General features: G+C 48.1%; 25 protein-coding genes and 1 riboswitch. Of the genes, 3 read left to right on the top strand and 22 right to left on the bottom strand.

Going from position 1 to position 26111, the window contains the following annotated elements; genetic code table 11:
- Positions 1 to 66: 66 nt before the first annotated feature.
- The 3 genes from BUQ78_RS00750 to BUQ78_RS00740 all read right to left on the bottom strand — a co-directional run bounded on the left by BUQ78_RS00750 (position 67) and on the right by BUQ78_RS00740 (position 1977).
- Entirely contained in the window at positions 67 to 249 is a 183-nt protein-coding gene (locus BUQ78_RS00750) for a ferredoxin (protein WP_014806825.1), read from the bottom strand.
- A 63-nt stretch (positions 250 to 312) separates the two neighbouring features.
- The gene (locus BUQ78_RS00745) at positions 313 to 1104 is read right to left on the bottom strand and encodes a phosphoribosyltransferase family protein (protein ID WP_014806826.1); all 792 of its coding nucleotides are present in this window, start codon (positions 1102 to 1104) and stop codon (positions 313 to 315) included.
- A gap of 6 nt (positions 1105 to 1110) precedes the next feature.
- Positions 1111 to 1977, bottom strand: a complete 867-nt coding sequence (locus BUQ78_RS00740; protein ID WP_014806827.1) for a 4-(cytidine 5'-diphospho)-2-C-methyl-D-erythritol kinase — start codon at positions 1975 to 1977, stop codon at positions 1111 to 1113.
- A gap of 173 nt (positions 1978 to 2150) precedes the next feature.
- On the opposite strand from BUQ78_RS00740, the gene glcT reads away from it, so the two are divergent.
- Together glcT and ptsG are read left to right on the top strand one after the other, a co-directional pair.
- Positions 2151 to 3002, top strand: coding sequence for a glucose PTS transporter transcription antiterminator GlcT (glcT, locus tag BUQ78_RS00735; RefSeq protein WP_084532114.1), 852 nt, complete (start codon positions 2151 to 2153; stop codon positions 3000 to 3002).
- Between the two features lie 159 nt (positions 3003 to 3161).
- On the top strand, positions 3162 to 5231 hold the full coding sequence (gene ptsG, locus BUQ78_RS00730) for a glucose-specific PTS transporter subunit IIBC (RefSeq protein ID WP_074198982.1): 2070 nt from the start codon (positions 3162 to 3164) through the stop codon (positions 5229 to 5231).
- 129 nt (positions 5232 to 5360) lie between these two features.
- On the opposite strand, the gene BUQ78_RS00725 is transcribed toward ptsG, so the two are convergent.
- The 12 genes from BUQ78_RS00725 to BUQ78_RS00670 form a co-directional block, all read right to left on the bottom strand.
- Positions 5361 to 5609, bottom strand: a complete 249-nt coding sequence (locus BUQ78_RS00725; protein ID WP_014806830.1) for a Veg family protein — start codon at positions 5607 to 5609, stop codon at positions 5361 to 5363.
- A 184-nt stretch (positions 5610 to 5793) separates the two neighbouring features.
- Positions 5794 to 6252, bottom strand: coding sequence for a YbhB/YbcL family Raf kinase inhibitor-like protein (locus tag BUQ78_RS00720; protein ID WP_318259636.1), 459 nt, complete (start codon positions 6250 to 6252; stop codon positions 5794 to 5796).
- 95 nt (positions 6253 to 6347) lie between these two features.
- A complete protein-coding gene (locus BUQ78_RS00715; RefSeq protein ID WP_074198981.1) occupies positions 6348 to 7136 on the bottom strand; it encodes an ABC transporter ATP-binding protein in 789 nt (262 codons plus the stop codon).
- Between the two features lie 2 nt (positions 7137 to 7138).
- Positions 7139 to 8941: a branched-chain amino acid ABC transporter ATP-binding protein/permease gene (locus BUQ78_RS00710; RefSeq protein WP_074198980.1), complete on the bottom strand. Its 1803-nt coding sequence runs from the start codon at positions 8939 to 8941 to the stop codon at positions 7139 to 7141.
- Between the two features lie 4 nt (positions 8942 to 8945).
- Positions 8946 to 9857, bottom strand: coding sequence for a branched-chain amino acid ABC transporter permease (locus BUQ78_RS00705; protein ID WP_014806834.1), 912 nt, complete (start codon positions 9855 to 9857; stop codon positions 8946 to 8948).
- 25 nt (positions 9858 to 9882) lie between these two features.
- Complete coding sequence (locus BUQ78_RS00700; RefSeq protein ID WP_074198979.1) at positions 9883 to 11052, bottom strand: branched-chain amino acid ABC transporter substrate-binding protein; 1170 nt, start codon at positions 11050 to 11052, stop codon at positions 9883 to 9885.
- Between the two features lie 145 nt (positions 11053 to 11197).
- Complete coding sequence (locus BUQ78_RS00695) at positions 11198 to 12406, bottom strand: aspartate kinase (protein WP_074198978.1); 1209 nt, start codon at positions 12404 to 12406, stop codon at positions 11198 to 11200.
- A gap of 23 nt (positions 12407 to 12429) precedes the next feature.
- Positions 12430 to 13128: a 2,3,4,5-tetrahydropyridine-2,6-dicarboxylate N-acetyltransferase gene (dapD, locus tag BUQ78_RS00690; protein WP_074198977.1), complete on the bottom strand. Its 699-nt coding sequence runs from the start codon at positions 13126 to 13128 to the stop codon at positions 12430 to 12432.
- Positions 13107 to 13763 carry a 4-hydroxy-tetrahydrodipicolinate reductase gene (locus BUQ78_RS00685; protein ID WP_074198976.1) on the bottom strand — a complete coding sequence of 219 codons (657 nt, stop codon included), beginning with the start codon at positions 13761 to 13763 and terminating at the stop codon, positions 13107 to 13109. Before BUQ78_RS00685 ends, dapD begins: the two co-directional genes overlap by 22 nt.
- Positions 13748 to 14647: a 4-hydroxy-tetrahydrodipicolinate synthase gene (gene dapA / locus BUQ78_RS00680; protein ID WP_014806839.1), complete on the bottom strand. Its 900-nt coding sequence runs from the start codon at positions 14645 to 14647 to the stop codon at positions 13748 to 13750. The genes BUQ78_RS00685 and dapA overlap by 16 nt, the downstream gene beginning before the upstream one ends.
- A gap of 352 nt (positions 14648 to 14999) precedes the next feature.
- A complete protein-coding gene (locus BUQ78_RS00675; RefSeq protein WP_014806840.1) occupies positions 15000 to 15413 on the bottom strand; it encodes a cupin domain-containing protein in 414 nt (137 codons plus the stop codon).
- Complete coding sequence (locus BUQ78_RS00670; RefSeq protein ID WP_074198975.1) at positions 15410 to 18205, bottom strand: molybdopterin-dependent aldehyde oxidoreductase; 2796 nt, start codon at positions 18203 to 18205, stop codon at positions 15410 to 15412. The genes BUQ78_RS00675 and BUQ78_RS00670 overlap by 4 nt, the downstream gene beginning before the upstream one ends.
- A 197-nt stretch (positions 18206 to 18402) precedes the next feature.
- Positions 18403 to 18528, bottom strand: a riboswitch (molybdenum cofactor riboswitch).
- 347 nt (positions 18529 to 18875) lie between these two features.
- Here BUQ78_RS00670 and BUQ78_RS00665 point away from each other — a divergent pair.
- Entirely contained in the window at positions 18876 to 20459 is a 1584-nt protein-coding gene (locus BUQ78_RS00665; RefSeq protein WP_074198974.1) for an AAA family ATPase, read from the top strand.
- Positions 20460 to 20489: 30 nt separating this feature from the next.
- Here the strand turns inward: BUQ78_RS00665 and BUQ78_RS00660 are convergent, their stop codons facing one another.
- From BUQ78_RS00660 to lysW, 7 genes are all read right to left on the bottom strand, one after another.
- Positions 20490 to 20906, bottom strand: coding sequence for a bifunctional nuclease family protein (locus tag BUQ78_RS00660; protein WP_074200127.1), 417 nt, complete (start codon positions 20904 to 20906; stop codon positions 20490 to 20492).
- A 105-nt stretch (positions 20907 to 21011) separates the two neighbouring features.
- Positions 21012 to 22076 carry a M20/M25/M40 family metallo-hydrolase gene (locus tag BUQ78_RS00655; protein ID WP_074198973.1) on the bottom strand — a complete coding sequence of 355 codons (1065 nt, stop codon included), beginning with the start codon at positions 22074 to 22076 and terminating at the stop codon, positions 21012 to 21014.
- On the bottom strand, positions 22060 to 23196 hold the full coding sequence (locus tag BUQ78_RS00650) for an aspartate aminotransferase family protein (RefSeq protein WP_074198972.1): 1137 nt from the start codon (positions 23194 to 23196) through the stop codon (positions 22060 to 22062). The genes BUQ78_RS00655 and BUQ78_RS00650 overlap by 17 nt, the downstream gene beginning before the upstream one ends.
- Positions 23166 to 24017: a [LysW]-aminoadipate kinase gene (locus tag BUQ78_RS00645; protein WP_074198971.1), complete on the bottom strand. Its 852-nt coding sequence runs from the start codon at positions 24015 to 24017 to the stop codon at positions 23166 to 23168. Before BUQ78_RS00645 ends, BUQ78_RS00650 begins: the two co-directional genes overlap by 31 nt.
- Positions 24018 to 24043: 26 nt before the next feature.
- Positions 24044 to 25084: an N-acetyl-gamma-glutamyl-phosphate reductase gene (argC, locus tag BUQ78_RS00640; protein WP_074198970.1), complete on the bottom strand. Its 1041-nt coding sequence runs from the start codon at positions 25082 to 25084 to the stop codon at positions 24044 to 24046.
- On the bottom strand, positions 25077 to 25934 hold the full coding sequence (gene lysX / locus BUQ78_RS00635) for a lysine biosynthesis protein LysX (RefSeq protein WP_074198969.1): 858 nt from the start codon (positions 25932 to 25934) through the stop codon (positions 25077 to 25079). Before lysX ends, argC begins: the two co-directional genes overlap by 8 nt.
- Positions 25934 to 26107, bottom strand: a complete 174-nt coding sequence (gene lysW, locus BUQ78_RS00630; protein ID WP_014806849.1) for a lysine biosynthesis protein LysW — start codon at positions 26105 to 26107, stop codon at positions 25934 to 25936. Before lysW ends, lysX begins: the two co-directional genes overlap by 1 nt.
- Positions 26108 to 26111: the final 4 nt, after the last annotated feature.

Raw genomic sequence — 26111 nt, 5'->3', positions numbered from 1 at the left:
TTATGATTATAACTACGAGTTCCCCTTAGGGCAAGTGGTAATATGAATTTTATCGAGAGAAGATGATTACTTTTCTACTGTGATACAGCTTACTGGACAGCTTTCCGCTGCTTCAACGGCGCAATCCGCTCCGCTGGGCTTAATTACTTTTGCTTTGCCCATCTCCTCGTCTAGATCGAACACCTCCGGACATACCTGTGAGCAAACCCCACATCCTATGCATAATTCCTGATCTAATTGCACCTTCATAAGATGTCACCCCCCTTCGCGTCATACTATATCAGCAATTTCGTAACAGTCAAATGAATTCTGTCATAAAACACGAACCCGAGGTCCGTGCTCATCCTTTTCCAGCACCAAAAGAGCTTTATATCCGGAAATGGCCTTTTGCTCTGGTAGGGCTGATACGATGAATACACCCTTTCCCACGACGGTAGCCTCGAACTCGCGAGCCATCATAGTCATTCCTGCGATGGTACTGCCTCCGCGCATGAAGTCATCGATGATGAGCACCTTGGCGCCTTTTTTTAGGTTTCGAGTTCCCATGTACATTGCCCTCACTTCGCCCGTCCCTGAGGGATAGTGCAGTGCAACGGCCGGACCATCGCTAGGCCTGTTTCTAAACCTACACACCGCTAAGGGAAGCCCTAGGGATTGCGCAACAAAGATCGCTATAGGGATGCCTTTGACCTCCGAAGTCATTACAACCTCGGCGCCGCAATCGATGAACATGGACCCCAGGGCCCATCCTAACCACTGAGTGTAGTGCGGATCGAATACAATGTCGCTATAGTATATCAACCCTCCCGGAAGGAACCTCTCCTCTTTTGAAAGTTCCTCCGCTACGCCTTCGAGGAAGCGCCTTTTGTCCGCTTCATCGAAAGTTGGCACAAGGTAGGCTCCCCCGCCTCTGCCCCTATCGATCACGATATTACATCGGCCCTCGTCCTTCATCGCGTTCGAGATGATCTCTATATCGTCGCTTATGACGGTCTTTGATACCTCGAAGCTTTTGGCTATATCGCTAAGAGAAAACAACCTGAAGGGGTTTTTAGCCAGCCTCCACATTATCCTCGCAATGCGTTCCGGTCTTGGAATTTTCACTTTAAATCACTCCAACACGAATATTTTGCTGATCTCATCCAGCTTAAGGCTTACTGCTTCCTGTGCTTTGATGGCTTCATGTCTATCGGTAAAGAGGCAAAAAGCTGAAGAACCGCTTCCACTGAGCCCCCAGGCCAAGCTGCTCTCGAAGGTATCGCACAAATTGAAGAATTTGTCGTAAAAATCGCTCTCCTTTTTCAATACAGGCATAAAGTCATTGGGAAGCAGGCCCACTTTTTCCTTCTTCTCAAGATTGCCATATATATTTAAGGCTTCGTAGATGGCAAATGAGACGGGAACTATGCTGATTTCTCCATTTTTTCTGCCCTCATCAAGCTTTCTGTAGGCCTCTGCCGTGGAGATGTTCTTATCAGGAATGACCAGCAGGACAAACAATCCGGTTAGGGAATCGAGGGGCTTTAGCCTTTCTCCTACTCCCGTGGCTAATGCCGTCTTTGCCTTTGACAGGAAAAAGGGGATATCAGCTCCAAGTGATGCCAGTTCATGAGGATCAAGCTCTGCGTCGTAAACCGTGGAAGCCCATTCAAGTACGGCTGCGGCATTACCGCTTCCTGCGCCTATTCCACTTCCTACGGGTAATATTTTCCATACGTCGCACTCGACGGGAGGCAGTTTTATGCCCTTACTTCTCAAGAAATCGATGGCTCTCGAGATGGTGTTGGTCCCCGATATGGAAATGTTATGACTAGCGACCGCGTCCTCATCGGCAAAATTAGTGGACCTTTTAATGCTAAGCCACTCGATAGGCCCGACTTTGTGGAATAACGTTGCGATCTCATGATAGCCGTCCTGTCGTGCGACGAACACCCTTAAGGCCAGGTTTATCTTTATATAGCTTGGGATGTATATCAATGATATCTTTCCTCCCATCATTCTTCTCAAATTAATTTTTGGCCGAATTTTAGCCTGTCTGAGAGTTTGTATCTTTGATCATTAAGGATGTCGATTAATCCATAATATCGTTGCACTTGTGAGGATTATTGTAAAGAGATAAAATATATTAAAATGTCTCGGACGTGATGGATATGCTGAGAGTAAAGAAGGTTTTGAACAACAACGCATTGATAGCCGAGCATCCAGTTTACAATGAAGTTGTGTTGTTAGGCAAGGGCATAGGATTTAAGAAAATTGCAGGAGATCAGATAACCAAAGCTGAAGTCGAAAAAGTCTTTGTCCTAAAAAATCCAGAGGAACAAAGGCAATATGTCGAGTTGGTTCACCAGGTTGGCGAGGAATTCGTTGCCCTTATGAATGAAGCGATCGCCTATGTGGAAAGCATGTTGAATGCCCCCCTAAATGAACATATACACGTTAGCCTTACGGATCATTTATATTTTGCGTTAAAGCGAATTAGGGATGGCGTGGAAATACGAAATCCTTTCAGGTTGGAAACGGAGCTTGCATACCCACTGGAATATAAAGTGGCTTTGAAACTTGCAGAATGGCTTCAAGAAAGACTTGGCCTGGCCATCCCCGAGGATGAGGTTGGCTTCATAGCTCTCCATATTCATTGTGCGCTATCCAATGCTCATATTTCAAACGTGACTAAAAGGACCCAGCTGATCACCCAACTGGTAAACATTGTTGAAAACGCCTTTAAGATGCCGGTCGATAGGAATGATATAAACTATTTCAGGTTTATCCGTCACCTCCACTTCACGATCGATAGGATAGAATCAGGCAAATACGCTGACGATGTCGGTTTTTTAAACGAAGCGTTGCAGAAGGAATGTCCATTGAGCTATACCTTAGCCTGGAAGTTAATGAAATGCATGCAAAATATATTAAAAAAACCGGTCCCGGAAGCTGAAGCTGTATACTTGACTTTGCATTTACAGAGATTGTATAATGCCATACAAGCTGTGGGGTGTAATTAAAATATTATAAAAACTAAATAGTTGGCAAGCGTGCTCCTTTTGCGTGTAACTGTGTCAGTGCAGGCATGAGCAAAAGAGTATGCAACATTTGGGTGTTGCTTCTCTTTTGCTCATGCCTTTTTTGTTGCATATAACTACGGAGATAGGAGGGTGTGTATAGTGTTTAAGAAGTCTTTCGGTCAACTGCAGAGGATAGGGCAATCGTTGATGCTTCCGGTGGCGATATTGCCTGCTGCCGGCTTGTTGCTCGCCGTAGGAACTAGCATGAAAAATCCGGATGTGGTATCTCTCTTGCCCATTTTCCAGCACGGTTTCTTCGTCAGCCTGGCCTCAATTATGGAATCGGCTGGCGGAATCATCTTCGATAACCTGCCTCTCATATTTGCGCTTGGAGTCGCCGTAGGGCTATCCGGTGGTGCTGGCGTTGCAGCGCTTGCAGCTTTAGTGGGCTATCTTGTAATGAACGTTACCATGAGCGTCATAGGTGGGTTGTCGATTGATATGATATTGTCACAAAACAACCCTGCATACGCCCTGGTACTTGGCATCCCCACCCTTCAAACGGGCGTTTTTGGGGGAATTATAATAGGAGCTTTAGCAGCGTGGTGTTATAACAAATATTACACCATAGAATTACCGCCCTTCCTCGGTTTTTTTGCCGGTAAACGCTTTGTGCCAATCATAACGGCCTTCAGCTCCTTCTTCGTTGGAATAGCAATGTTTTTCCTTTGGCCATATGTACAATCGGGCATGAACGCACTATCTCAGTACCTTACGGGGTCTGCTTATCCTGTAGCCGTGTTTTTCTTCGGATTCGTTAAACGCTTGCTGATCCCCTTTGGCCTACACCATATATGGCATGCACCTTTTTGGTTTGAGTTCGGGCAATATAAGACTTTATCCGGAAATATAGTTCACGGGGATATGAATATCTTCTTCGCCCAACTGAGGGATGGAGTGAGGCTCTCGGCCGGACACTTCATGGCCGGTGAGTTTCCCGTAATGATGTTCGGACTTCCCGCTGCCGCCTTTGCGATGTATCGCCTGGCAAGGCCGGAAAACAAAAAGGTTGTCGGGGGGCTTCTTGCATCTGCAGCTTTGACTTTGTTTTTGACCGGCATTACCGAACCAATAGAGTTTACTTTCTTGTTCTTGTCGCCGCTCTTGTATTTTCTTCATGCTTTTCTTGATGGAATATCTTTTGTGGTGCTTTACTTGCTGGACATTAACATTGGATATACTTTCTCGGGCGGTGCCATCGACTTTTTCCTCTTTGGCGTGGTTCCCGGACGAGAGCCATGGTGGTTGGTAATCGCTGTTGGGTTAGTCTTTGCGGTCATTTACTACAGCGTCTTCAGCTATGCGATCCAAAAGTTCAATCTGCCCACTCCCGGAAGGGAAAAAGCGGAAGCCTTATCAAATGGACCCGCAGCCGTCTCCATGGGTGCAAAGCCTGCCAGATCTCTTCCATATGAAGTGTTAAGTGCTTTGGGGGGACGGGACAATATAACTAAATTAGATGCCTGCATTACCCGTTTACGGGTTTCGGTACGAGATGCATCTAAGGTTGATAAAGATAGATTAAAAACCCTAGGCGCCTCTGGCGTCATGCAGGTAGAAAATAACCTACAAGTTGTCTTTGGCACCAAGTCGGAAGCCATTAAGGAGCAAATGCTTGAAATAATGCGGGGAACGCAGCCGGAGACCATTAAGATGCCGGAAGAACAGCTTGGCAAAGAAAGCCATTCCGGCGAGGGTGTCTTTATAGCCATGCCCATGACTGGAACTTTGATGCCCCTATCGGAGGTGCCGGACGATACGTTCGCTAGCAAGATCATGGGAGACGGCTTTGCCATACTGCCTAAGGACGGTACTGTAGTTGCGCCGGCAGATGGCAGAATTGTCGTGCTCTTTCCGACCAAGCATGCGATAGGCATGGTCACCGACGATGGACTTGAGATATTGATTCATGTCGGCATTGATACCGTTAAACTTCAAGGAAAGGGCTTTGAGGCCTTCGTCAGTCAGGGAGAACGGGTGAAAGAAGGTCAACTGTTGCTGCGAGCGGATCTTGATTATATATCGAAAAACGCTCCCTCCATAATGTCACCTGTAGTCTTTACCAATTTGCCGCCTGACGAGAAAGTCGAGATATTGAGGGAGGGAAAGGTTTCTATTGGGGAAAAGGGTTATGTACGCATAGTGAAAGGTCAAATAGTATCCGTTTAATTTCCTTAATACTTCAAAAATCGTGAGGCCCCTTTCTAATGAAGGGGCCTCACGATAGGTATTTTATATAAATTACGCTAAAATCTAAGCGCATCACGGCTGAGTAACATCACTCTTCATAAATTTGATTTAGAAGGCGATTCGCTCTTTAGATGAGAGTAATTCCATCTCTACGTCGTGGGTCAACAGATCGGTATAACGAAAGGATACTGTGCTATTTTGAGACTTTACGAAGAGCGTAAATATGTTCGGATAGGTTTCCATAATTATGCCTTCGTGTTCTTCGGTCTTTCGCCTTCCCTTTGGCTGTCGGTATCTAACGCGAGCTCCGATGTGGGAAGCTAATTTTTCGCGTATGCAAACCAACTTCTCGGTCACCGGACATCACTCCTAGTTCAATATTTGTATATATTTTACTATATATTTCTATAAAAAGCAAGCAAAACACAAACTCAAATGCTAATTAATTAAATATAGCAAGTTATCAAAAACGCGGCCTCTCGACAAATAGAGATCAAGGGGCCGCTTAACAGTAAGGCTCTGATATCAGTCGATTAGGCCTTTATCGTCTTTCGTATTTTCCCATCAGTTCTCCGTAGGCTACGATATGTCCCTTCATGGCCCTTTCAACTGCTGTTCTATAGGCGCCGCTTTTTAGTTTTAATGACTGAACGTCTAAAGCGTAAACCTTGAAATAATATCTATGTACCCCGTGACCTCTTGGCGGACAGGGTCCACCATATCCAAGTCGTCCGAAGTCATTTATGCCGGAAATTCCCGGTTCCTCTCCCTCGGCTACTCCTTCCTTTGTGGGGCTGATGTCGAAGAAAACAGCGTGCGTAAATGTCCCGCTCGGTGCATCCGGATCGTCTACGATCAATACTATGCTTTGTGTCTCTTCAGGTATTCCCTGCCAACTAAGAGGAGGCATGATATCTTTTCCGTCACAGGTATATTTCGACGGGATGAAATCGCCATCTTTGAAGGCCGACGAAGTGACCTTTATTTGCAATTGAACCACCTCCGAGCTTGCATATGCAGTAAACCCCAGCATTAAACTAAACAAGAATAATAATATTATACAACGAATTAAACGCGCCATTCCCCTCTTTTTTCTCATTTTTCTTCCGCCTCTGATTCATCTTTTATATTTTGGGCAGAAGCCTTCTTGTCTAAAGCACTTCCACCTAGATAGGCAGCCTTTACCCTCTCATCATTGGCAAGTTCATGGGCCGGGCCTTCGATGCTGATCTTGCCGGTCTCCAGGATGTAGGCGTAATCTGCTTCGGCCAATGCCTTTTTTGCGTTTTGTTCTACAAGCAATATGGATACGCCTCTTTCTTCGTGAATCTTCTTTATGGCATTGAAGATCTCCTTGACCAATATGGGGGCCAATCCCAAGGAGGGTTCGTCCAACAAAAGCAACGTGGGTTTCGATATCAAGCCTCTTCCTATGGCCAGCATCTGCTGCTCTCCCCCTGAAAGTGTGCCTGCAAGTTGGTTTTTCCTCTCGTAAAGCACAGGGAAAAGCTCAAAGATCCACTTTTTCTCCGCTTCAATCTCCCCTTGAGACAGCCTTTTTCTGCTGCCATAGGCTCCCAGGTTTAAATTTTCCTCTACGGTAAGGGTGGGAAATACTCTCCTACCCTCGGGTACGTGGGAAATTCCAAGGTAGGCAAGATCGTGCGGTGATATTAAGCTTAAGTCCTTCCCTTGATAATATATTTTTCCGCTTTTTAGCGGCACTATCTTGGAGATGGATTTTAGCATGGTCGATTTTCCGGCTCCGTTTGCACCTAAAACGGCTACCGTTTGGCCTTCATGTATCCTGAGGGATACTCCCTTTAACGCCTGCACGGCTCCGTAGGTCACGACAATGTCTTCGACGATCAATAGCTCCGACATCGCTATTCCTCCCTGCCCAAGTACGCTTCTATGACCCTTGGGTGGTTGTAGATGTCACTAGGCTTTCCTTCAGCAATCTTCATGCCCATGTCCATAGCTACTACCCAATGAGAAATGCCCATGACGAGGTTCATATCGTGCTCGATTAATAATATGGATATATCCAACTCATCCAATATATTTTCCAAAAATATCATGAGATCCTCTGTTTCCCTGTCGTTTAGGCCGGAAGATGGCTCGTCCAATATCAGCAGTCTCGGCATGGAAGACAACGCCCTTGCAAGTTCCAGCATCTTCTGCTTGCCGTAAGGTAAGTTTTTGGCGAGTTCATTTCCCACATTGCCAAGCCCAACCTTCATAAGCCAGTATCTGGCAGTATCGAATGCCCACTTTTCTTCCGTCTTTTGAGAATCGGTCCTTAAGATCGACGATACCACGTAAGATTTCATCTTGTAATGAAGTCCGGCCATTACGTTCTCTATGCACGTCAGGTTTGGGAAAAGCCTTATATTTTGAAAGGTCCTCGCTATTCCCAGGCTTGTAATCTGGTGTGGCTTTAATCCGGTGATATCTTTGCCTTCAAAGTATACCTTACCTGACACGGGCTTGTAAATTCCTGTTACCACATTGAAGACCGTGGTCTTACCGGCTCCGTTAGGGCCTATGATGCTCGTAATCTTGCCGTGACCTACCACTAAATCCAGGTCTTTTACGGCCACCAACCCTCCAAAGGCCATCGTCAACTTATCTGTGACAAGGATATGCCTTTCAAATATGCTCGTATCTTCATTTGTGGCCACGTTAGACGTTGGCATAGGGTCGATGATCTTTAATGCTTTGATATCTTCTTTGACGTCACTGGCTTCATCGGCCTGGAGCGCTATGACTTCCCTCTTTCTTGGCCAGATTCCTCCCGGACGAAATATCATGGTTATGACTAAAGCCCCTCCAAAAAACAGCATCCTGTAGTTTGCTACGACCCTAAATATCTCCGGGAAAATCGTTATGATGCCTGCCCCTAGTACCGAACCGGGGATAGAGCCCAATCCACCCAACATGACTATGCAGAAAAGCAAAGATGATTCAAGAAACGTAAACGTATCGGGAGAGACTATCATCAGTTTGCTTGCGTAGATATTTCCAGCGACCCCGGCCAACGCGGCGCCCAAGACGAAAGCCAATAACTTGAAGCGCCTAACGTCGACTCCGCTCATCTCTGCTGCTATCTCATCTTCGCGGAGATAATTCCAGGCCCTGCCAATGCGCGATCTCTGCAGCCTTATTAAACATATTATGAATATGGCCAATATTCCCCAGACATAGAAATAAAACCTGATTGAGGTGTCGATGGCGAACAACCCAAAGGACGGCCTCATGATGCCCGTTATGCCGTTCGGGCCACCCGTCAGTTTAAAGGGATTGTTTATCAAAGCTAATCTCACGATTTCCCCGATCCCTATGGTAACGACGCACAAATAGTCTCCTCTAAGATGTATGATGGGAGAAGTAACTATATAGGCAAAAAGACCGGCAGCTAGGGCGCTAACGGGCAACAACCAAATGACAGGGATACCAAAAGAGGTATTCAGGATGGCCGTTACGTAAGCTCCAATTGCATAAAAGGCTGCATGTCCAAGGTCAAAAAGCCCCGTCTCGCCCAACACTATGTTTAAGCTTAAGCCGAGCAACGCATATACTCCAAAGAAAAAAGCTACATCTATCCAGTAGAAATTAGAAAAAAAGGGATAAACACAAAAAAACACGATCACCAGCAACAGTGGCAAATTAAGCTTTTTTCTTCTCATAAGCTTACACCTTTTCGGCAATCTTTTCGCCGATGAGCCCAGTCGGCCTGAAGATCAGGATGATGATCAAAATTAAGAAGGTGAAGACGTCTTTCCATGCACTGGATATGTATGCTGCCCCTAACATCTCGATTAAACCTAAAAGCAGTCCACCAAGCATGGCAGCCGGAATGTTTCCTATCCCCCCAAGTATGGTGGCCGTAAAGGCCTTGAGGCCGTAATTCCACCCCATGACGAACGAAATCTGGCGATAGTACATTCCGTTCATCACTCCGGCCATGCCCCCCAATGCCGGTCCAAGGAAGAATATGAACAACGTGATCTTACCAACGTCTATGCCCAGGATCGTTGCCATCTCTCTGTCCAATGCCGTAGCCCTTATTGCAGCACCAAACGTCGTCTTTTGGACGATGAAATACAGGATCAACATTAGCACAAAAGATAAAATCAATATGAAAAGCTGCATCACAGTGATATGAAAAAAACCCAAGGATATGGTGTGCACGGGAACCACTGAGGCGGGATATGCCTGATAGCGTGGTCCCCATATTGCCATAATTAAATTTTCTATGAATATCGATGCACCTAAAGCAGATACCACTAGCGGAAGCCTACCTGATTTCTGTACCGGACGATATGCTATCCTTTCCATCAAAACTCCGACACATCCTACGGCGAAGAACGAGAAAAGGAGGGCCGCAGCCATTCCTCCCCATAGCCCAAACCTTTGGCTTATGGCCCCCGCACTCCATACTAAAAGGGTATAGCCCATGTAACTTCCCAAGGCGAATAAGTCGCCGTGCGCAAAGTTGATCAACTTCATGACGCCGTAGACCATAGAATAACCTAAAGCTATGAGCGCATAAAAAGAACCAATAGTCAGACCGTTTAGGAGCTGTTCTAACAGTATCGCCAAGGCAAACCCCTCTTTCTACCCTGTTTTATGGCTTGTAGACGACCATTTCTCCCTTATCGGTCACCACGTACATCTTATAAAGTATCCCCTTCCTGTCGCCGCGATCCGTGAAGGCGATGCTTCCCGTTATTCCCTGACAGCCTTCCATGTTTGTGTGAAGCACCTTTAACATGGCATCGGTATCGGTGGAACCGGCCTTATCGATGGCCCACGTCAGAGCAAAGAGTGCATCTGCGGCATAGACGGGCCATGGGCTGGTAGGAACGGTGTTGTGCTTTTGTCTGTACACTTCGAGGAATCGCTTTGCTTTAGGGGTATCGAGGTCTGTCGGCATCGGTTCTTGCGTCATCAGACATCCTTTAGCGTACTCAATGCCCGCTATTTTCACGAAGTCTTCGTTGATGGCTGCATTGCCACCTACGAAGGGGCATTTAATGCCCAGCTCGCGGCCCTGACGCACAAGCAACCCTGCCTCGGGGAAATATCCGGTAAAATACCATATGTCAGGATTGGTCTCACGCAGCTTTGTTAGGATTGGAGTGAAGTCCTTCTCACCAGGGGTAATGGCATCGTAAAAGACAAGCTCTGCCACGCCTGCATCTATGTACTGTTTCAGTGCTCTTTTTGCCTCTTCGGCTACCCCCAAGGCAAACGTTGTATTGTCATGCATTATTGCTATACGACGGGCCTTCATCGTTCCTACGGCGTATTCGCTGAAAAACTCCCCCTGGACGTCGTCGCGCCCACAGGTCCTGAAGAAGTACTTTCGTTCTTTGGCCATGGTTAATTTGACTGCAGTGCTTCCGTAGCCAATGTCAATCATTTTATTAGCTTCGTATATATCTGCGGCAGGCTCGTTGACCGATGAACCGTACGTGCCGATGACGGCCGCTACTCGCTGCGAGACCAACCTTTGTGCTGCCAGTGCACTATCTCTCGGGTTGGAGGCATCGTCAGCGATCACGATTTCAATCTTACGACCGCCCAAGATGCCCCCCTGCTCCTCGATCATCTGAAGTGCGACTTCGACGGAATTTTTGGCCATTTCGCCCTCATAAGCCCATTGACCGGTTATTGGCGCCTGTAAGCCAATTTTGATGGGCTTTTCCTGAGCCACAGCCGTATAACTTGCAGTTAAGGCAAAGAGCAAGACAAAGCATAAACAAAACCATGTAACCGCTTTGACTTTCCGCATTTCCCTCTCTCCTCCTTGATTGATTTTTTATTATAGTACAATGAACTGCAATTTAAACACAAGCACGACATGATAATTATACTGCATATTTTATGACGAAACAAATGTATTGCTAAGAAGAGAGAGAATGCTAAACTCAATATCCTTATGCCAAATTGAATTCTTTGGCTACAGCCCTTACTGCCCTTTCTGCATCATATTTGGGAACCAAGGTCGAAATCTTTATCTCTGATGTGCTAGTGCCTAGCAAGCTAATGCCTTCTTTATCCAAGGCGGCAAAAAATCTTGCGGCCACTCCAGGCGAGGACTCCATACCGACGCCCACGGCCGTTACCTTTGCTACTTCGTCATCTTCTATGAGCCTATGTTCGCCGTATTGGGATAAGACCTCTTCAACTACCTCCCTGACCCTTTCGCTTGCCCCCTCAACGACAGTAAACGTCAGATAGGTGTATCCGTTGTCCTTCACTATGGATATCATGTCCAAGTTGATATTATTTGAAGCTAATGCTTCAAAAAGATGAACTTGAGCCCTTTGTCCACCCGGCATCGGACTGATCGTGAACTTGCGTTGGTTTTTGTCCATCGTCACTCCCATTACTACAGGTTGTTCCAGCCATTCCGGCAAAGCATTCACCACGTAAGTTCCCCTCTCTTCTGAAAATGTTGAAGCACAGTATAGTGCCACGTTAAATTTCTTGGCTATCTCTACGGCCCTGGAATGAACGACCTTTGCCCCCATGGATGCGAGCTCCATGAGCTCGTCGTACGTTATATATTCGTGCTTTTTAGCAGAAGGAATAATCTTGGGATCGCAGGCAAAGACTCCGGCTACGTCGCTGTAAATCTCGCATTTAGTGTTCAGCTTCGCTGCTATTGCAACGGCAGACGTGTCTGAACCGCCCCGTCCCAGCGTCGTGATGTCCTTCAAATTGGTTATTCCCTGAAAACCGGTGACGACGATAACGTCGTTGGTCTGAAATTCATCGAGCAACCTTTCGGCGTTTATGTCGATTATGCGAGCGTTGTTGAAATCGGAGGTGGTGATCATCTCGAGCTGAAAGGCGTTGAAGGACACGGCAGGCACGCCGATGTCATTGAGCGCTATGGAAAGTAAAGCCGCTGTAACCTGTTCGCCGGTAGAAAGCAACATGTCCAGCTCACGCGGCTTAGGTGAGTCGCTAACTCTTTTTGCCAACGCAATCAGTTCGTCAGTGGTCTTTCCCATGGCCGAGACCACCACGCATACCTTTTCTCCCGACTCGACTGTCTTTTTTATCTTCTCTGCGATCTTTTTGATCTTTTCAGGCGTCGCAACCGATGAACCTCCGTATTTTTGTACGATCAAGGACATATCCCTCCATTAATTTGTCGTTGCTATAGGTTTCTCAATTCTTCGACGATTTTGCTCTTTTGGGCGACGTTTTCGTCCACTATTTTCACAACCCTCGCCGGGGCACCAATAACCACGGCATTTTCCGGTACATCTTTTGTCACAACGGAACCTGCACCCACTATGGCACCGTTTCCGATTCTTACTCCCTCCAAGACTACGGCGTTGGCGCCAATTAAAACTTTATCTCCAATGATTACGGGGGTAGCGCTGGGTGGCTCTATTACGCCGGCTATGACGGCACCCGCTCCTATGTGGCAGTTGGATCCGATGATTGCCCTTCCGCCGATCACTGCATTCATGTCTATCATCGTGCCCGCTCCGATGACCGCTCCTATGTTTATCACTGCGCCCATCATGATCACTGCACCTTTGCCTATATCGACCATGTCCCTTATTATCGCCCCAGGTTCTATACGGGCATCGTATTTCGTGAGATCAGCCAGCGGGACGGCAGAATTTCGTGCCCTTACCTCGATGTGATAACCCTTAATGCGCCCTTTATTGCTTTCAATTACCTCTTCGATCTCCTTATAATCCCCTAACAGGACACCGAAATCGGCACCGCCCACGAATTTCACGTTTTTTATTTCAAGGTCCTTCAGATCGCCGGATACGAAAGCAATCGATGGCGTCGTCTTTTGAGATTGGCTTATCAGCTTTATGATTTCTTCAGGCTGCATTGAAGCACCTCCTCGAAGCTGTAAAGCCCGGGTTTTGCGGTGGCTGCAAACTCCGCTGCCCTTAAGGCGCCGTAGGCAAAGACGCTTCGCGATATCGCCCTATGATTAAAGGAGAGCACCTCGCCCTCGTTTGAAAAGATTACGTTATGATCTCCCGGTACACCGCCGATCCTAAGAGAATGCATGGGACAAGGCCTTCCTGTGGCATTTTGAAGCATGATTGCCGTTCCCGAGGGGGCGTCCTTTTTCTTGTTGTGATGTATCTCGACGATCTCCAGATCCCAATCCTCGAAGAATTTCGAGTAATTGGCAAGGATTATTTTTAAGGCGTTGATGCCGATGGAGAAGTTATAGCTTTGCACCACAGCTACTTGCCTTGCAAGTTCCCTTAACATTTCAAAGTCACCGTCTTTTAGGCCAGTGGTTCCTATCACCAAAGCTGCCCCATGTTCTCTGCAAAGCCGGACCGTCTCCGGAAGGCAGCTTGGATTTGAGAAATCCATTATGACGTCGGGTTTGCCACCATCGCTCCAGCTTCCTTCGTAGTTTACGGTCAGACACAATGTGTGATCGACAAAGGCCTTCTGAATTTCCTGTCCCATCCTGCCGGTCGACCCAACTAGGCCATAACGCATTGCAGTATCCTCCCTTCTGTCATAGCCCTGTCAACTTCCGCCATCGCCTTCTGCGATGCGGGAACCAAAGGAAGGCGCAGCTCGTTTTTGCACAAGCCCAACTTGCTGGCGGCGTATTTCACGGGAATTGGATTCGTCTCGCAGAAAAGACCCTTCATTAAGGGGAAAAGCTGCAGGTGAAGACGCCGCGCTTCCTCCACGTTTCCTTGCAGTGCGTAGCGTATCATGTCAGAAGTTTCCTTTGGCGCTACGTTGGAAAGGACTGAGATTACACCGTCTCCCCCAGCGTTTACCAGGTGAAAGGCCTGATCGTCGTTACCGGAAAGCACAGCGAAGTCCCCTCTTGCCTTTTTCACCATTCTTATCAGCGAATCGACTTGTGCCTGACTGCCTGATGCCTCCTTTATCCCCACTATGTTTGAAATCTCGGTAAGCCTTAAAACTGTCTCGGGCAGTATGTTGACGCCCGTCCTGCCAGGAACGTTATAAATGATTATTTGACCGCTTCCAAGACGCGAGGCAATTGTTCGATAATGTTGATAGAGCCCTTCCTGAGGCGGTTTGTTATAGTAAGGCGTTACGATCAATACTGCATCAGCTCCTAAGGAAAGCGCTGCAAGTGATGTCTCTGCCGTTGTTTGTGTACAATTTGAACCCGTGCCGATCACAACAGGGATCTTACCGCCAACTTTATTGATGCAAAAACGTATGATTTCCTTTTTCTCCGAGCTTGAGATCGTAGCTGCCTCTCCAGTGGTTCCAAGCACCACCAGAAAATCTACGCCGTTTCTGACCTGAAAATCAAGTAACTTTTCGAGGCTCTCAAAATCTACCCTTCCTTCATTAAAAGGCGTTATTAATGCGGTGCCAGTTCCCCTAAACATGTTTATCCCTCCTATATTTGGATATAAAAAAGCTCGTCCCAAAAAACTGGGACGAGCCATAATACCCGCGGTACCACCCATCTTGAACATCTCTGCTATAGGGGCAAAGATGTTCCTCTCTTTAGCCCTTTAACGGAGGCAACCCGGGCATGTACTCCGGCCCATTGCGACCTTTCCATACCAGCTCCCGCAAGCTTTGGGCCTTACGGTGCATCAAGAGCGCCTCTCAGCTCGTTAAACGCTCATCTCTGTTGATGCCTGAACCCTCCAGCCTCTTGCGTCATCGCCGTTACCGTATTAAAAAATGAGTTGCATGAATCTTACAAGGATATTTTTAATTTGTCAATGGGTCTTATTTGCTTTTTGCACGTTCCAATCTTGCCCTTGCCCGCTTGCCGTCAGGATCTCCAAACCACGGCACTATGCAAAGGAACCTAAAGGGTTTGTCCGAGGCGTTTCCGTAGGAATGAGGAACGTCGGGCGGCACGAAGGCCCAGGACTTTTCGGGCAGATCCCACGTGACTCCTTCTATGATGACCTGACCGTGTCCTTCCAGGGTGATCAGGTAGTGCGGCCATTCGTGTTGGTGTTCGGAGATCATCCTGTTTGGCGGAAGGGTAAAGAAACGGACGACGTAGTCATCGAAGAAGCGTCCGGGGCCGAAGACTATTCGCTTTACCACGCCTTCCCCGAGCGAAAAGGCCTTAAGCTCTGGGAGGTCTTCCAGCTTTCCCGCCAAAGGTTCCCTTAAATCTTCGTCCGTCATTTTTTAGCCTCCTCCAAAGCCTTTAGTATCCTATCCGGAGTTGCAGGAATCGTCTTTAGCCTGATGCCGCAGGCGTTGTGTATCGCATTTATTATAGCAGCATGAGGTGCCGAAAGCGGAACCTCACCCGTGCCGGAAGCGCCAAAGGGACCGAACTCCCTGGGGGATTCCATGTGTATCAGGCGGATATTGTCGGGTATATCCTTGATGTAAGGAAACCCGCAAGCTAAGAGGTTGTTGTGTTTTTTTACGTCCTCAAAGTTTTCCTTCAATGCAAACCCTATGCCCTGGGCGATGCCTCCGTATAGCTGCCCTTCCACGATGGCGTAGTTGTTGATCTTTCCCACGTCACATGCCAGCGTCATGCGGTCGACCTTTGCCTCTCCTGTCGTTACGTCCACCGACACCTCTGCTAAAAAGACGCCGAACATGTGATTGGCAAAGGGATAGCCCTGACCCGTTTCATCGTCCATGCCCGTGCAGTGTTGGATCTCACCATTTACGTTTCGCAAGGTAGCTTTATAGTAGCCCTCGTAGTAGGTGGGTATGCCTTCGGCGATCATCTCGTCGTAGGTCCTGTACGTGCCGTCGGGCTTTCGCATGGCGTCAAGAAGTTTTCGGCAGCTGTCTACGATGGCCATCCCGACCATGACCTGAGAACGGCTGGCTGCTGCCGCTCCGCTATTTGGCGCTTTGGCAGTGTCGTTGCAGACGAGCTTTATCTGGTCAGGTCTCAAGCCCAACGGCCTTAGCGCCTCGTGTGCCGTGCCGACACAGCCCATGTCTGCTCCCTGTCCGTGGTCTTCCCATGTGTTGTAAAGTATCACTCCGTCTTTAGTCAGCTCGATGTGGCTGTTTGCCTCGTCGGGGCCGTCGTCGTTTGAGTTGTAAATCCCTATGGCAACGCCCACGCCATGCTTTATCTTATCGGTTGACAAGGCGGCAGCTTGTTTTTTAGCCTCTTCGTAAAGTGGCCGTATATGGGTGACCATGGCCTGAAGTGGATAAACTTCCGGCCTTTGGCCGCTGGGTAAGGTATCGCCAGGCTGGATTAAGTTTTTCTCGCGGAAATCCAAGGGGTCCATGCCGACCTTTTCAGCCAACATGTCTATGGCAAGCTCTCCTCCAAAGTAGGTTTGCGGTCCGCCATAACATCTAAAGGCCGTGCACCATTTGTGGTTGGTAAATACGGTGTAACCGCATCCACGAATATTGTTTACCCTGTAAGGCGCAAGCATGAACTGTCCGCCCTTGTTGGTTAAGTCTTGGCTGGATTCCGAGTAAGGTCCATGGTCTACGTACCAATAATGCTCTAAGCCTACCAGCTTGCCATTTTCGTCAGCTCCAACTCGAATCTTCATCAAAAAGGGCGACCTCTTGGGCGTGCGAATGATGTGTTCTTTCATGTCGAGCCTCATGTAAACGGGCCTTCCCGTGGCAATTACACAGGCGCCAATCAAGTGTTCGTTCGTGGGGCCGACCTTGTAGCCGAATGTGGCACCCATGTTATTTTGTATGACGCGTATCTTTGAAGGCGGTAATCCTAAACCGCGGGCTATCATGAGTTGATGGCGGTACACGCAGATACTTTTGGTCTGAAGCGTCAAACGGCCTTCTTCGTCGAAATAGCCAAATCCGCAATCGGTCTCTATCGTCAAATGAGGTTGCCTCGAACTGTAAAATTCGTCTTCAACTACGTAGGGAGCCTTGTCTAAGTCTTCCTTTGGATCGTTGCCCTTCTTTATGGGCCGTTTGTTAAACACATTAGGTATTCCGTCTATATCGGGTATGTCCTCATGCACCTTTACTGCCCCGGGTGTCATGGCATCTTTGACGTTCAAAAGCGCTGGGAGTTCTTCGATTTCTACCTTCACGGCATCGGCTGCAGCCCTTGCGTGCTCTTCCGTGTCGGCACAGACTATCGCTACTGCCTCTCCCCACTGGCGAATCTTGTCTCCTTCCTCTACGAGGATTCGACGTTCCCAGCCGTTGGTCGTGGCGGTCTTAGATCCCACCTGACCCCTTATTCTATTCGTGCCCTTGTTTGCGTAGATGTCTTTTGCCGTCACGACCTTATATACACCGGGCATCTTTTCGGCCTCGCTGAAATCTATCTTTTTGACTACGGCATGGTGAGTCTCGGGGCATACGCAGGCGGCGAAAAGCGTCTCTTCAGGTAACTTTAGCGCTACGTCGTCGCCGAAGTCCCATGTGCCGGTTGCCTTATATACAGCGCTTGGCCTCGGGTAATGGCTTCCCCATATTTTCCCGTCTCGAGTCAGTTCCGAGAAATCCGTCATCTCCTCTTCGCCGCGCAAGACTTTAGCGGCAAGCATGACGGCATCTACGATCTGGACGTAACCGGTGCATCTGCAGGCGTTTCGGTTCTTCTGGAACCAATCTCGTACCTCTTCACGAGTCGGATTCGGGTTTTCGTCGAGCAAGGCCTTAGAGCTCATGATAAATCCCGGCGTGCAAAAGCCGCACTGTATGGCGCCCGTCTTTACGTAAGCCCACTGAAGCGCGTGAAGCTTCTCAGGTCTTCCTAAGCCCTCTATGGTGAGAATTTCAGCGTCTTGCGGCACCTTGTCCCATCTTACGATGCAGGAACGCACGAGCTTGCCGTTCATTATGACCTCGCATGCTCCGCATTGTCCCGATCCGCATCCAAGCTTTGTTCCCGTTAGCCCGAGTTGTTTTCTAATTACGTTGACCAGCATGGCGTCGGGGGAGGCGACTACGTGGTGAGGACATCCGTTGACCTTGATGCTTTTCCTTAAATACTGTTTCATGGTTTCCCTCCTCGTTTTTTTCGAACGCCCTAAAGCTCATATATGGCAAACTTCGACCCAAGTGACCTCCTTTCTTTAAGTTATTAATTCGCCATACCAGCCTTAAAGCGTCCATCTAGCGCTAAAGGAGGTTTAAAAAAGCTGCCTCGCTTAAAGGAGGCAGCTTTTTGCTAAAGATAACCTACGGCAGGCGTAAGCTTTCTTTAACATTTCCTCCTTTCCAAACATGGGAGGCATCCTCGTTTCCAAAGATACCCATTGGCCAGAAACCATGGAGCCCATGAAGGGTCTTTAGGTTAAATGGCTCGGAGCAAAATGTATATTTTATACATGATATCGTAACATTAATAAACGTATTGTTCAATATGGTTTACATGTCAGAAAAATATCGAGTTTGTTAAATAACCTTCTTTATGACATCGCAAGAAAAGTCCTGCTTGAGGAATGTTGCTAAACATGCAATAATGTTGCATTTTGTAGATCAAGAAGTAGACGATAATTTTAATTATCTTATTATTTGCAAGTAAGTATATCACAAAACTGCTGTGAGTGATCAAGTTTACATTACGCCTCGCTATACGTAAAGGACTTAATATTCAGCTCGAAGGATGTTATCATTGGTTTAACTTTAAGTATCCTTAAAAATAATAAAATTGGAGCTAGAAGTGACATGGCACAAATAGAGTTAAACGAAGGTTTTCGTAAGGCTTTAGATCTCATGGAAAACAGCGATAAAAACGTATTCATAACAGGGCGGGCCGGCACGGGAAAATCCACCTTGTTGACGTATTTTCAGCAAAACACCAACAAAAAGGCCATAGTTTTAGCCCCGACCGGGGTCGCTGCCTTAAACGTCAAGGGGCAAACGATCCATTCGTTCTTTGGTTTTAAGCCCAACGTCACATTGGACCAGATAAAAAAGATAAATACCCCAAAGGGCTCGACCAGCATTTACAAGAAGATCGATACCATCATCATAGATGAGGTATCGATGGTAAGGGCAGATTTGCTCGATTGCGTAGACAAGTTCTTGAGGCTGAACGGGCCCAAGAAAAAGCTACCCTTTGGTGGCATTCAGATAATCTTCATCGGGGATCTCTACCAGCTTCCGCCGGTGGTCACCAAGAACGAAAAGGAAGTCTTTAAGACCATTTATGAAAGCCCCTATTTTTACAGTGCAAAGGTCTTCGATTCCATGGATTTCGAGTTCATCGAGCTTGATAAAATATATCGCCAACACGACCAAAGATTTATAGACCTCCTCGGTGCAATACGCAACAAGACTGTTACCGACGATGACTTAAAGCTTTTAAATAGCCGAGTTATGCCAGACTTTGAGCCTGACCGCGACGAATTTTTCGTGTACTTGACGACGACGAACAAGCGAGCTGAGGAAATTAACGAGCAGCAACTGTCAAGGTTGAAAGGAAAGACATATATCTTCAAGGGCGCGATCAAGGGCGAATTTGGCAATGATTACCTGCCCACGGCTCCGGAGTTGAAGGTCAAGGTCGGAGCTCAAATAATGCTTTTGAACAACGATTCGCTCGGCAGATGGGTGAACGGAAGCATTGGCAAGGTTATAGACATTTACAAGGATACTTTGGAAGATGAAGATAAAGAAAGCTACATCATAGCAGCTGAACTTTCCGACGGCAGTGAGGTTGAAATAACGCCACATACGTGGGAGATATTTCACCTCTATGTGGAAGGAGATAAGCTTAAATCCCAGACGATCGGCAAATTCACGCAATACCCTATTATGCTTGCCTGGGCCGTGACGATCCACAAAAGCCAGGGCAAGACCTTTGATAAAGTGATCATAGACATAGGACGGGGAGCTTTTGCTCACGGCCAGGTCTACGTGGCGTTAAGCCGATGCACGTCCCTTGATGGGATCATCCTTAAAAAACCGATCAAAAGGGAACATATTTGGATGGATTGGGATGTCGTGCACTTTTTGACCAGGTGCCAATATAAAAAGGCAGAAGAAGCCATGTCGTTAGAAGAGAAGATCGATGTCATAAAGAAGGCCATCTTCGAGGGCATGTCTTTGGAAATCCTCTACTTAAAACCAAGCAACGAAAAAAACGTCAGGATCGTGCGGCCAATCGAGGTTGGCGAGATGGAATATAAAGGCAAAAGATACATGGGAATGCGGGCATTTTGCAGCTTTCGTCAGGAAGAAAGAGTTTTTAGGGTAGATAGAATACTGAACCTAAAAGTGCTTAAGGAGCAGGTCGTTCAAATGTAATGTTAGTGTATCGAGTCGAACAATGAAATATCATTGGCGCTCCACATTCAGGTCTGAAGGGTTGACGGTAAATTCGGTCAATTTCATATCCATGTAAATTGGAGCATTATAGGCTACAGCCAGGGCAATGGCGTCACTAGGCCGAGAATCGACCTCGTAATTATATTTGTCGTGCCTGACGTAAATGTTTGCGTAGTACACATTATCCTTGATATTGGTTATTATCACCTGCTCCACCTCGGCTCCAAGCAAATCCAGGAGATTTTTAAGTAAGTTGTGTGTAAGGGGACGGTTTGGGGCAACGCCCTGCATGTTCATCAGAATGGCCATCGCCTCGATAGGGCCAATAACTATGGGCAGGACCTTTGTCTCTTCCCTATCGCTCAACAGGACTATGTGGTTGTTGTCCTCGTCTACTGCAATGCCCTTTACGAACACTTCGATCATATTATTCACAGCTCTCACCTCATCTTTCACTATGCATTATGAGGCAAAAGCAGTCTAAAGTAAACATGCATATAAAGTAAACTGTCGCTTATTTATCTTGAAATCTCAAGCAAGGTCGTAGGACATGATCGAGCAGACCGCAGCTTCCAAGATATCGATCGATTTGAGGTAATCCTTCACAGAGACGTGTTCCTCCATGCCGTGATCTAGCGAACTGTCCCCAGGCCCGTACGCGGCAAGGGGACAGTTCCATGCGGCCGCATGATTGAAGTCGGCTGTACCGCTTTTGACGAACAACTGAGGTGTCCCGTAATGGTTTCTCACGGCCTTGCGAAGAGCCCTTACGACGAGGTTGTCCTTGTCCACCAAGTGGGGTTTTATGGCAAAGATAATCTCAAACTCAACGCCATGTTTTCTTGTGCACTTTTCTATCAGTGAGGTATATTGCTCTGGCGTGCTTCCTACCGGTATGCGTATCTCCATCTCAATTTCGGCGGTCCTTCGTCCCATTTCGCGGCCCGACATGGAGATAATGGCCCCCGAGGGGCGGAATATCACGGCTTGCTGTAGGGCCTCGCTCTCTTGGCGTATAAAATTTAAGATATCTGCCGCCGCAAGGGTAACGTGAGTTAGGGGGCCTTCGTCAGCGCTTCTGTGAGCTCCGTTGTCTTGGGCTTTGATTGTCGCCTTAAGGCAACCGCGGTAGCCGATAGTGATTCCATAAGTATTTGACGGCTCGCCAACAATGCAGGCTTTAGGTGAATGCAGAGGGATCCTATAAAGAGTCCCCTTTGAGCTTGACTCCTCCCCTACCGCGGCTATCAAAGTCAGTTTAAATCCCGGGTCAAGCTTTGCCCTACCTCCAGCAACGGCCATGGCGCACAATGGGCCTTTGGCATCAACCGCTCCGCGTCCCCATACGAAGTCGTCATCCATCTTAACCTCAGGACCCCCTTCGACCGTATCTATGTGCCCTAGAAGAACGATTTCATTTTTGCCGTCTCCTCTGCTTGCCACCACGTTTCCTGCCTCGTCAATATATGTATCGTCCCATCCCAATGAAGGCAGCTGACTTGCCAGATAGGAACACGCCTTGCCTTCATGGCCGCTGATGCTTGGTATGGATATCAGATGGAAAAGCAGGGATGCTTCTTTACTTGCCATAGCCATGTTCATTCCTCTTTAAGACTTCGTCAAACATATCAGCTGCCCTCTCAAAGTGCTCCTTTTCTGCGACGAAAGGCGACAGGAACCTAACTACAAAAGGCCCTGCCGGAAGGGCAAGAAGCCCCATATCTTGAAGTTGCTTTACAATAGGTGCGGATTTTACCGTTAGCTCCACGCCATTCATGAATCCCATGCCCCGTACCTCTCGAACCAAGGGCGAATTGGTCTTTTTGAGCAGCGCTCTAAAGAATTCTCCAAACTTCACGGCCTTGGCCATGTAGTCCTCATTTTGAAGCAGCGTCAAAGCTGCCAGGGCAACTGACATTACAAGAGGACTGCCGCCGTAGGTGGAGCTGTGTCCGGAGGGAGGAAATCCTCCAAGCTCCTCTTTCCACAGCATCATGCCCACAGGGAGGCCCCCTGCCACTCCCTTTGCAAAACATATGATGTCAGGATCCAATCCCCGCTTTGAGCTTACCGAGTAATCACCGCATCTGCCCCATCCGCATTGAACCTCGTCGCTAACTATCAAAGCTCCATGGCGCTTGCAAGCCTCGACGATGCCTTTGCCCAGGGATTCGTCAAGCGGATAGACTCCTCCCTCTCCTCTGACCGGTTCGACGAACACCGCTACGGTATCATCATCTATCATGGACTGAAGTTCGTTTGGTTCAGCATGAATAACGGGCAAAAGCACATGAGTCCATGGGTTTCTGTACTGTGGATTAAAGGTTATCGACAAAGCTCCTAAGGTTCGTCCATGGAAACTGCGCCGAAGTGCAAATATCTTCTTTCTTTTTGAATTTAAAAACGTCACTAATTTAAGCGCTGCCTCTATGGCCTCTGAACCGCTGTTACAAAAGAAGCAATCCATCCCGGGGAAAATATCTCTGAGGGCCTCGATGAACCTGCTTCTGGCCTCTGAACCCATACCTATACCGATGGTCCACGGCTTTTCGGAAGCCTCCTTAAGTGCTTTTACTAAATACGGATGGCAGTGTCCAAACAAGGCTGCTCCGCTGCCGCAGTAAAAATCAATATAGGCATTGCCGTTGACGTCTTCTACGATTGCCCCATGGCCGCCAGATAAAGTTATACCGCGGCTTCCATAAAGTCCCTGCATAGGACGGTCCCCTTTCCATCAAGCGCTGTGCTAAGCGGCCTTTCCTGCCTGCTGTCTCCGATGATTACGGAGCCTACTCCGCCTTCGAGCGCCTCTTTAACGGCCAGTAACTTCCGTTTCATGTTGCCCAAGGCGTAGTTTTCTAAGACGGGCATGTCTTTCAAAGATGCCCTTCTTATCGCAGTGCTGGCGTCGTTAGGCACTTTCAGCAGTCCCGGTACGTTACTTAAAATTACCAATACGTCCGCTTTTAGTGATGCGGCTGCTGCCGCGGCCATCCTATCTCCGTCTACGTTTAAAAACTCGCCGTCGTCAGCTACGGCCAATGGAGGAAGTATGGGAATGGCTCCAGCTTCCCATAGGGAATAAATTTCTTCGTTAACAAACGAGGTGATATATCCGCTGTAGTTTCCTCTCATCAGACGCACTTTGCCTCCCTCCAGGACACGCAGAAAGTCTTTTCTTGTAGCGATGGCCGAAATGCTGTCGGGCGGATACAGCGGAACGGCGTTGATTCCAAATTTTCCAAATAAATTTACGAGACTAACCGAAAACAAACAGCAGGCTGCACGAAACAGCGTAAGGTCCGACTTGCTCACGAAGCGGCTTTTAAATCCGCTCGGGCTTGTTACATATTTTGGCTCGATGTTTAATTCCTTAGAGAGGTCTTCCATAAACGAGCTTGCCCCGTGGACCAATACCCATCTTTCGCCCCTGCGCAACCTTTCGGCCATCTCGCCTATGAGGTTGTCGTATTTGTTTCCCTTAGCACCTCCTATTTTCACAACGCCCCTGGAAATAGTCTGTCCTTGAGATTCCATGGCTATGTGCTCCCTTCGAAAAATATTTACACTGGATATACAGGCATCATGGTAAGCCCTTCCGTCTCGTCTAGGCCAAGCATCAAATTGGCTGCCTGAACCGCGGTCCCTGCTGCACCCTTCATCAAGTTGTCGATGGCCGTAACGACTAACATCCTTCGCCCATCCTCATGTAAGGCAAAGCCGGTCATGGCATTGTTGCTTCCCGTGACCAGCTTGGGGTCAGGGAACCTTAGATGAGCTGGTTTGGCCGGACAAAGCTGAAGAAATGGGTTACCTGCGTAAGCCTTGCGATAAATTTGCCAAATGTCCCTTTCGCTCATCTTTTGGGATAGGCGAATGTGGCTCAGCATCTGCACTCCCCTTACTATCTCCACGGCGCTCATGGTCAGGGTTACCGCGCTTTCTTTTAGCGAAAGTTCCTGCAAGATCTCAGCCAGATGGCGATGCCTAAAGGGCTCGAACACGCGAAGCGTTCTGCTCCTGTAGGGATGATGGCTCCCAATGGTCGGTGAGGCACCGGCCTCCGAAGAGCCTACCCTTACCTCTATCCGCGCTTCCTCGATAAGGCCCATCAAGGCAAGGGGGTAAAGGCCCAGGATGCAGCAGGAGGCGTTGCAACCTACCCCACTTACCAGGACGGCGTCCCTTATGTCATCTCGATGAAGCTCGGGCAGGCCGTAAATTGCCTTCGACAGCAATTCAGGGTTGGGATGTGAATGGCCATACCATGCCTCGTAATCTTTCGACGATGAAAGCCTAACGTCGGCGGAAAGGTCGACAACTTTCATGTTCTTTTTCAGGCAGCTTTCAATTATGGGTACCGCCGTGCCGTGTGGCACCGCCAAAAGGGCTATGTCTGCAGCCGTCGAAAGGCCTTCGTCCGTGTTACAGAACGCTAAATTGCTGAAATTAGCCCTCAAATGAGGGTGAACCTGCCAGACGAACTGCCCTTTTTTGCTGTTTGATACTGCACATGCGACCTCGACGGACGGGTGCTGTGCCAAGATGCGCAGCACTTCTCCACCTGCCATACCGCTTGCTCCCCATACGGCCGCCCTATACAACCCCTTCACCTTCTTTGCATGCCGCCGACCAAGCCATGTCAACGATTTGCCCTGCAACATCGACGCCGGTTATGTCTCCCTGCGAGCTTCTGAACTCAGGCTGTCCGTTTACTTCGTTTACGAGCCACCCGCTGTCGGTCTCAAACAGGTCGACGGCCAGCATCATGCCGCCGATTGCTTCATGTACTTGTTTTAGCAGTTTTTTTAGTTCGTCAGAAAGGGGATAGCTTTGTGCTGTACCGCCTCTTGCCGTATTTGTGATCCAGTGATCGCTGCACCGCCTTATGGCAGAAACCGGGATACCCCCTATTATCGTTGCCCTGATATCGAAGCCCTTTTTATCGATGTATTTTTGAATATAAATGGCACTGTGTTGGGAGCCAAGGTGCAGCTTGTGTTCCGTTATCGCCTCCAGGGCGTCCCGGTCGTTTACTTTAGCAAGAAGCCTTCCCCAACTGCCGACAGGAGGCTTCAACACCACGGGGTACCCCATTTTTTGGGCACACTCTAGGGCACCTTCGAGCGAAAAGGCTATTGCGTAATCTGGTTGAGGAATGCCTGCCATGGAAAGTCTAGTGGATGTGGAAATCTTATTGCCGCAGATCTCCATTACATTGGAAGGGTTTATAGTGATCAAGCCCCTTGCTTCCACCGTTAAGGCCAAGGCATGATTTTGGACGTGGCCTATGCAACGACAGAGAGCAACGTCTCCCTTACCCCCTATCTCATTTGGCCACATCCTGTCGGAGACGACAACCGGCTCGAAGTGAATTTGCCTTTGCCTAGCTGCTTCAATCAGAAGCCTTTCCTCGGTCCTCAGGCGCGAATAGAACATAAACACCTTAGCCATTACTCGCCCCAGTCTTCCTGCACTTCAGGCGCTTCTTCAAGCGTCAAGGGATCGAGCGAGACTACTTCCAGCTCTGATCCGCAATCGGGACAAACTATAATTTCGCCCTCCAAAAGATCGTCGGAAACCTGAATTTTCCCCTCGCAAACTATGCACGTTACCAATTTGGACATGACC

It is taken from the genome of Acetomicrobium flavidum, from assembly GCF_900129645.1.
GTDB lineage: Bacteria > Synergistota > Synergistia > Synergistales > Acetomicrobiaceae > Acetomicrobium > Acetomicrobium flavidum.
The sequence above is the reverse complement of the archived record's forward strand: the minus strand, read 5'-3'. Positions and strand labels throughout refer to the sequence as shown.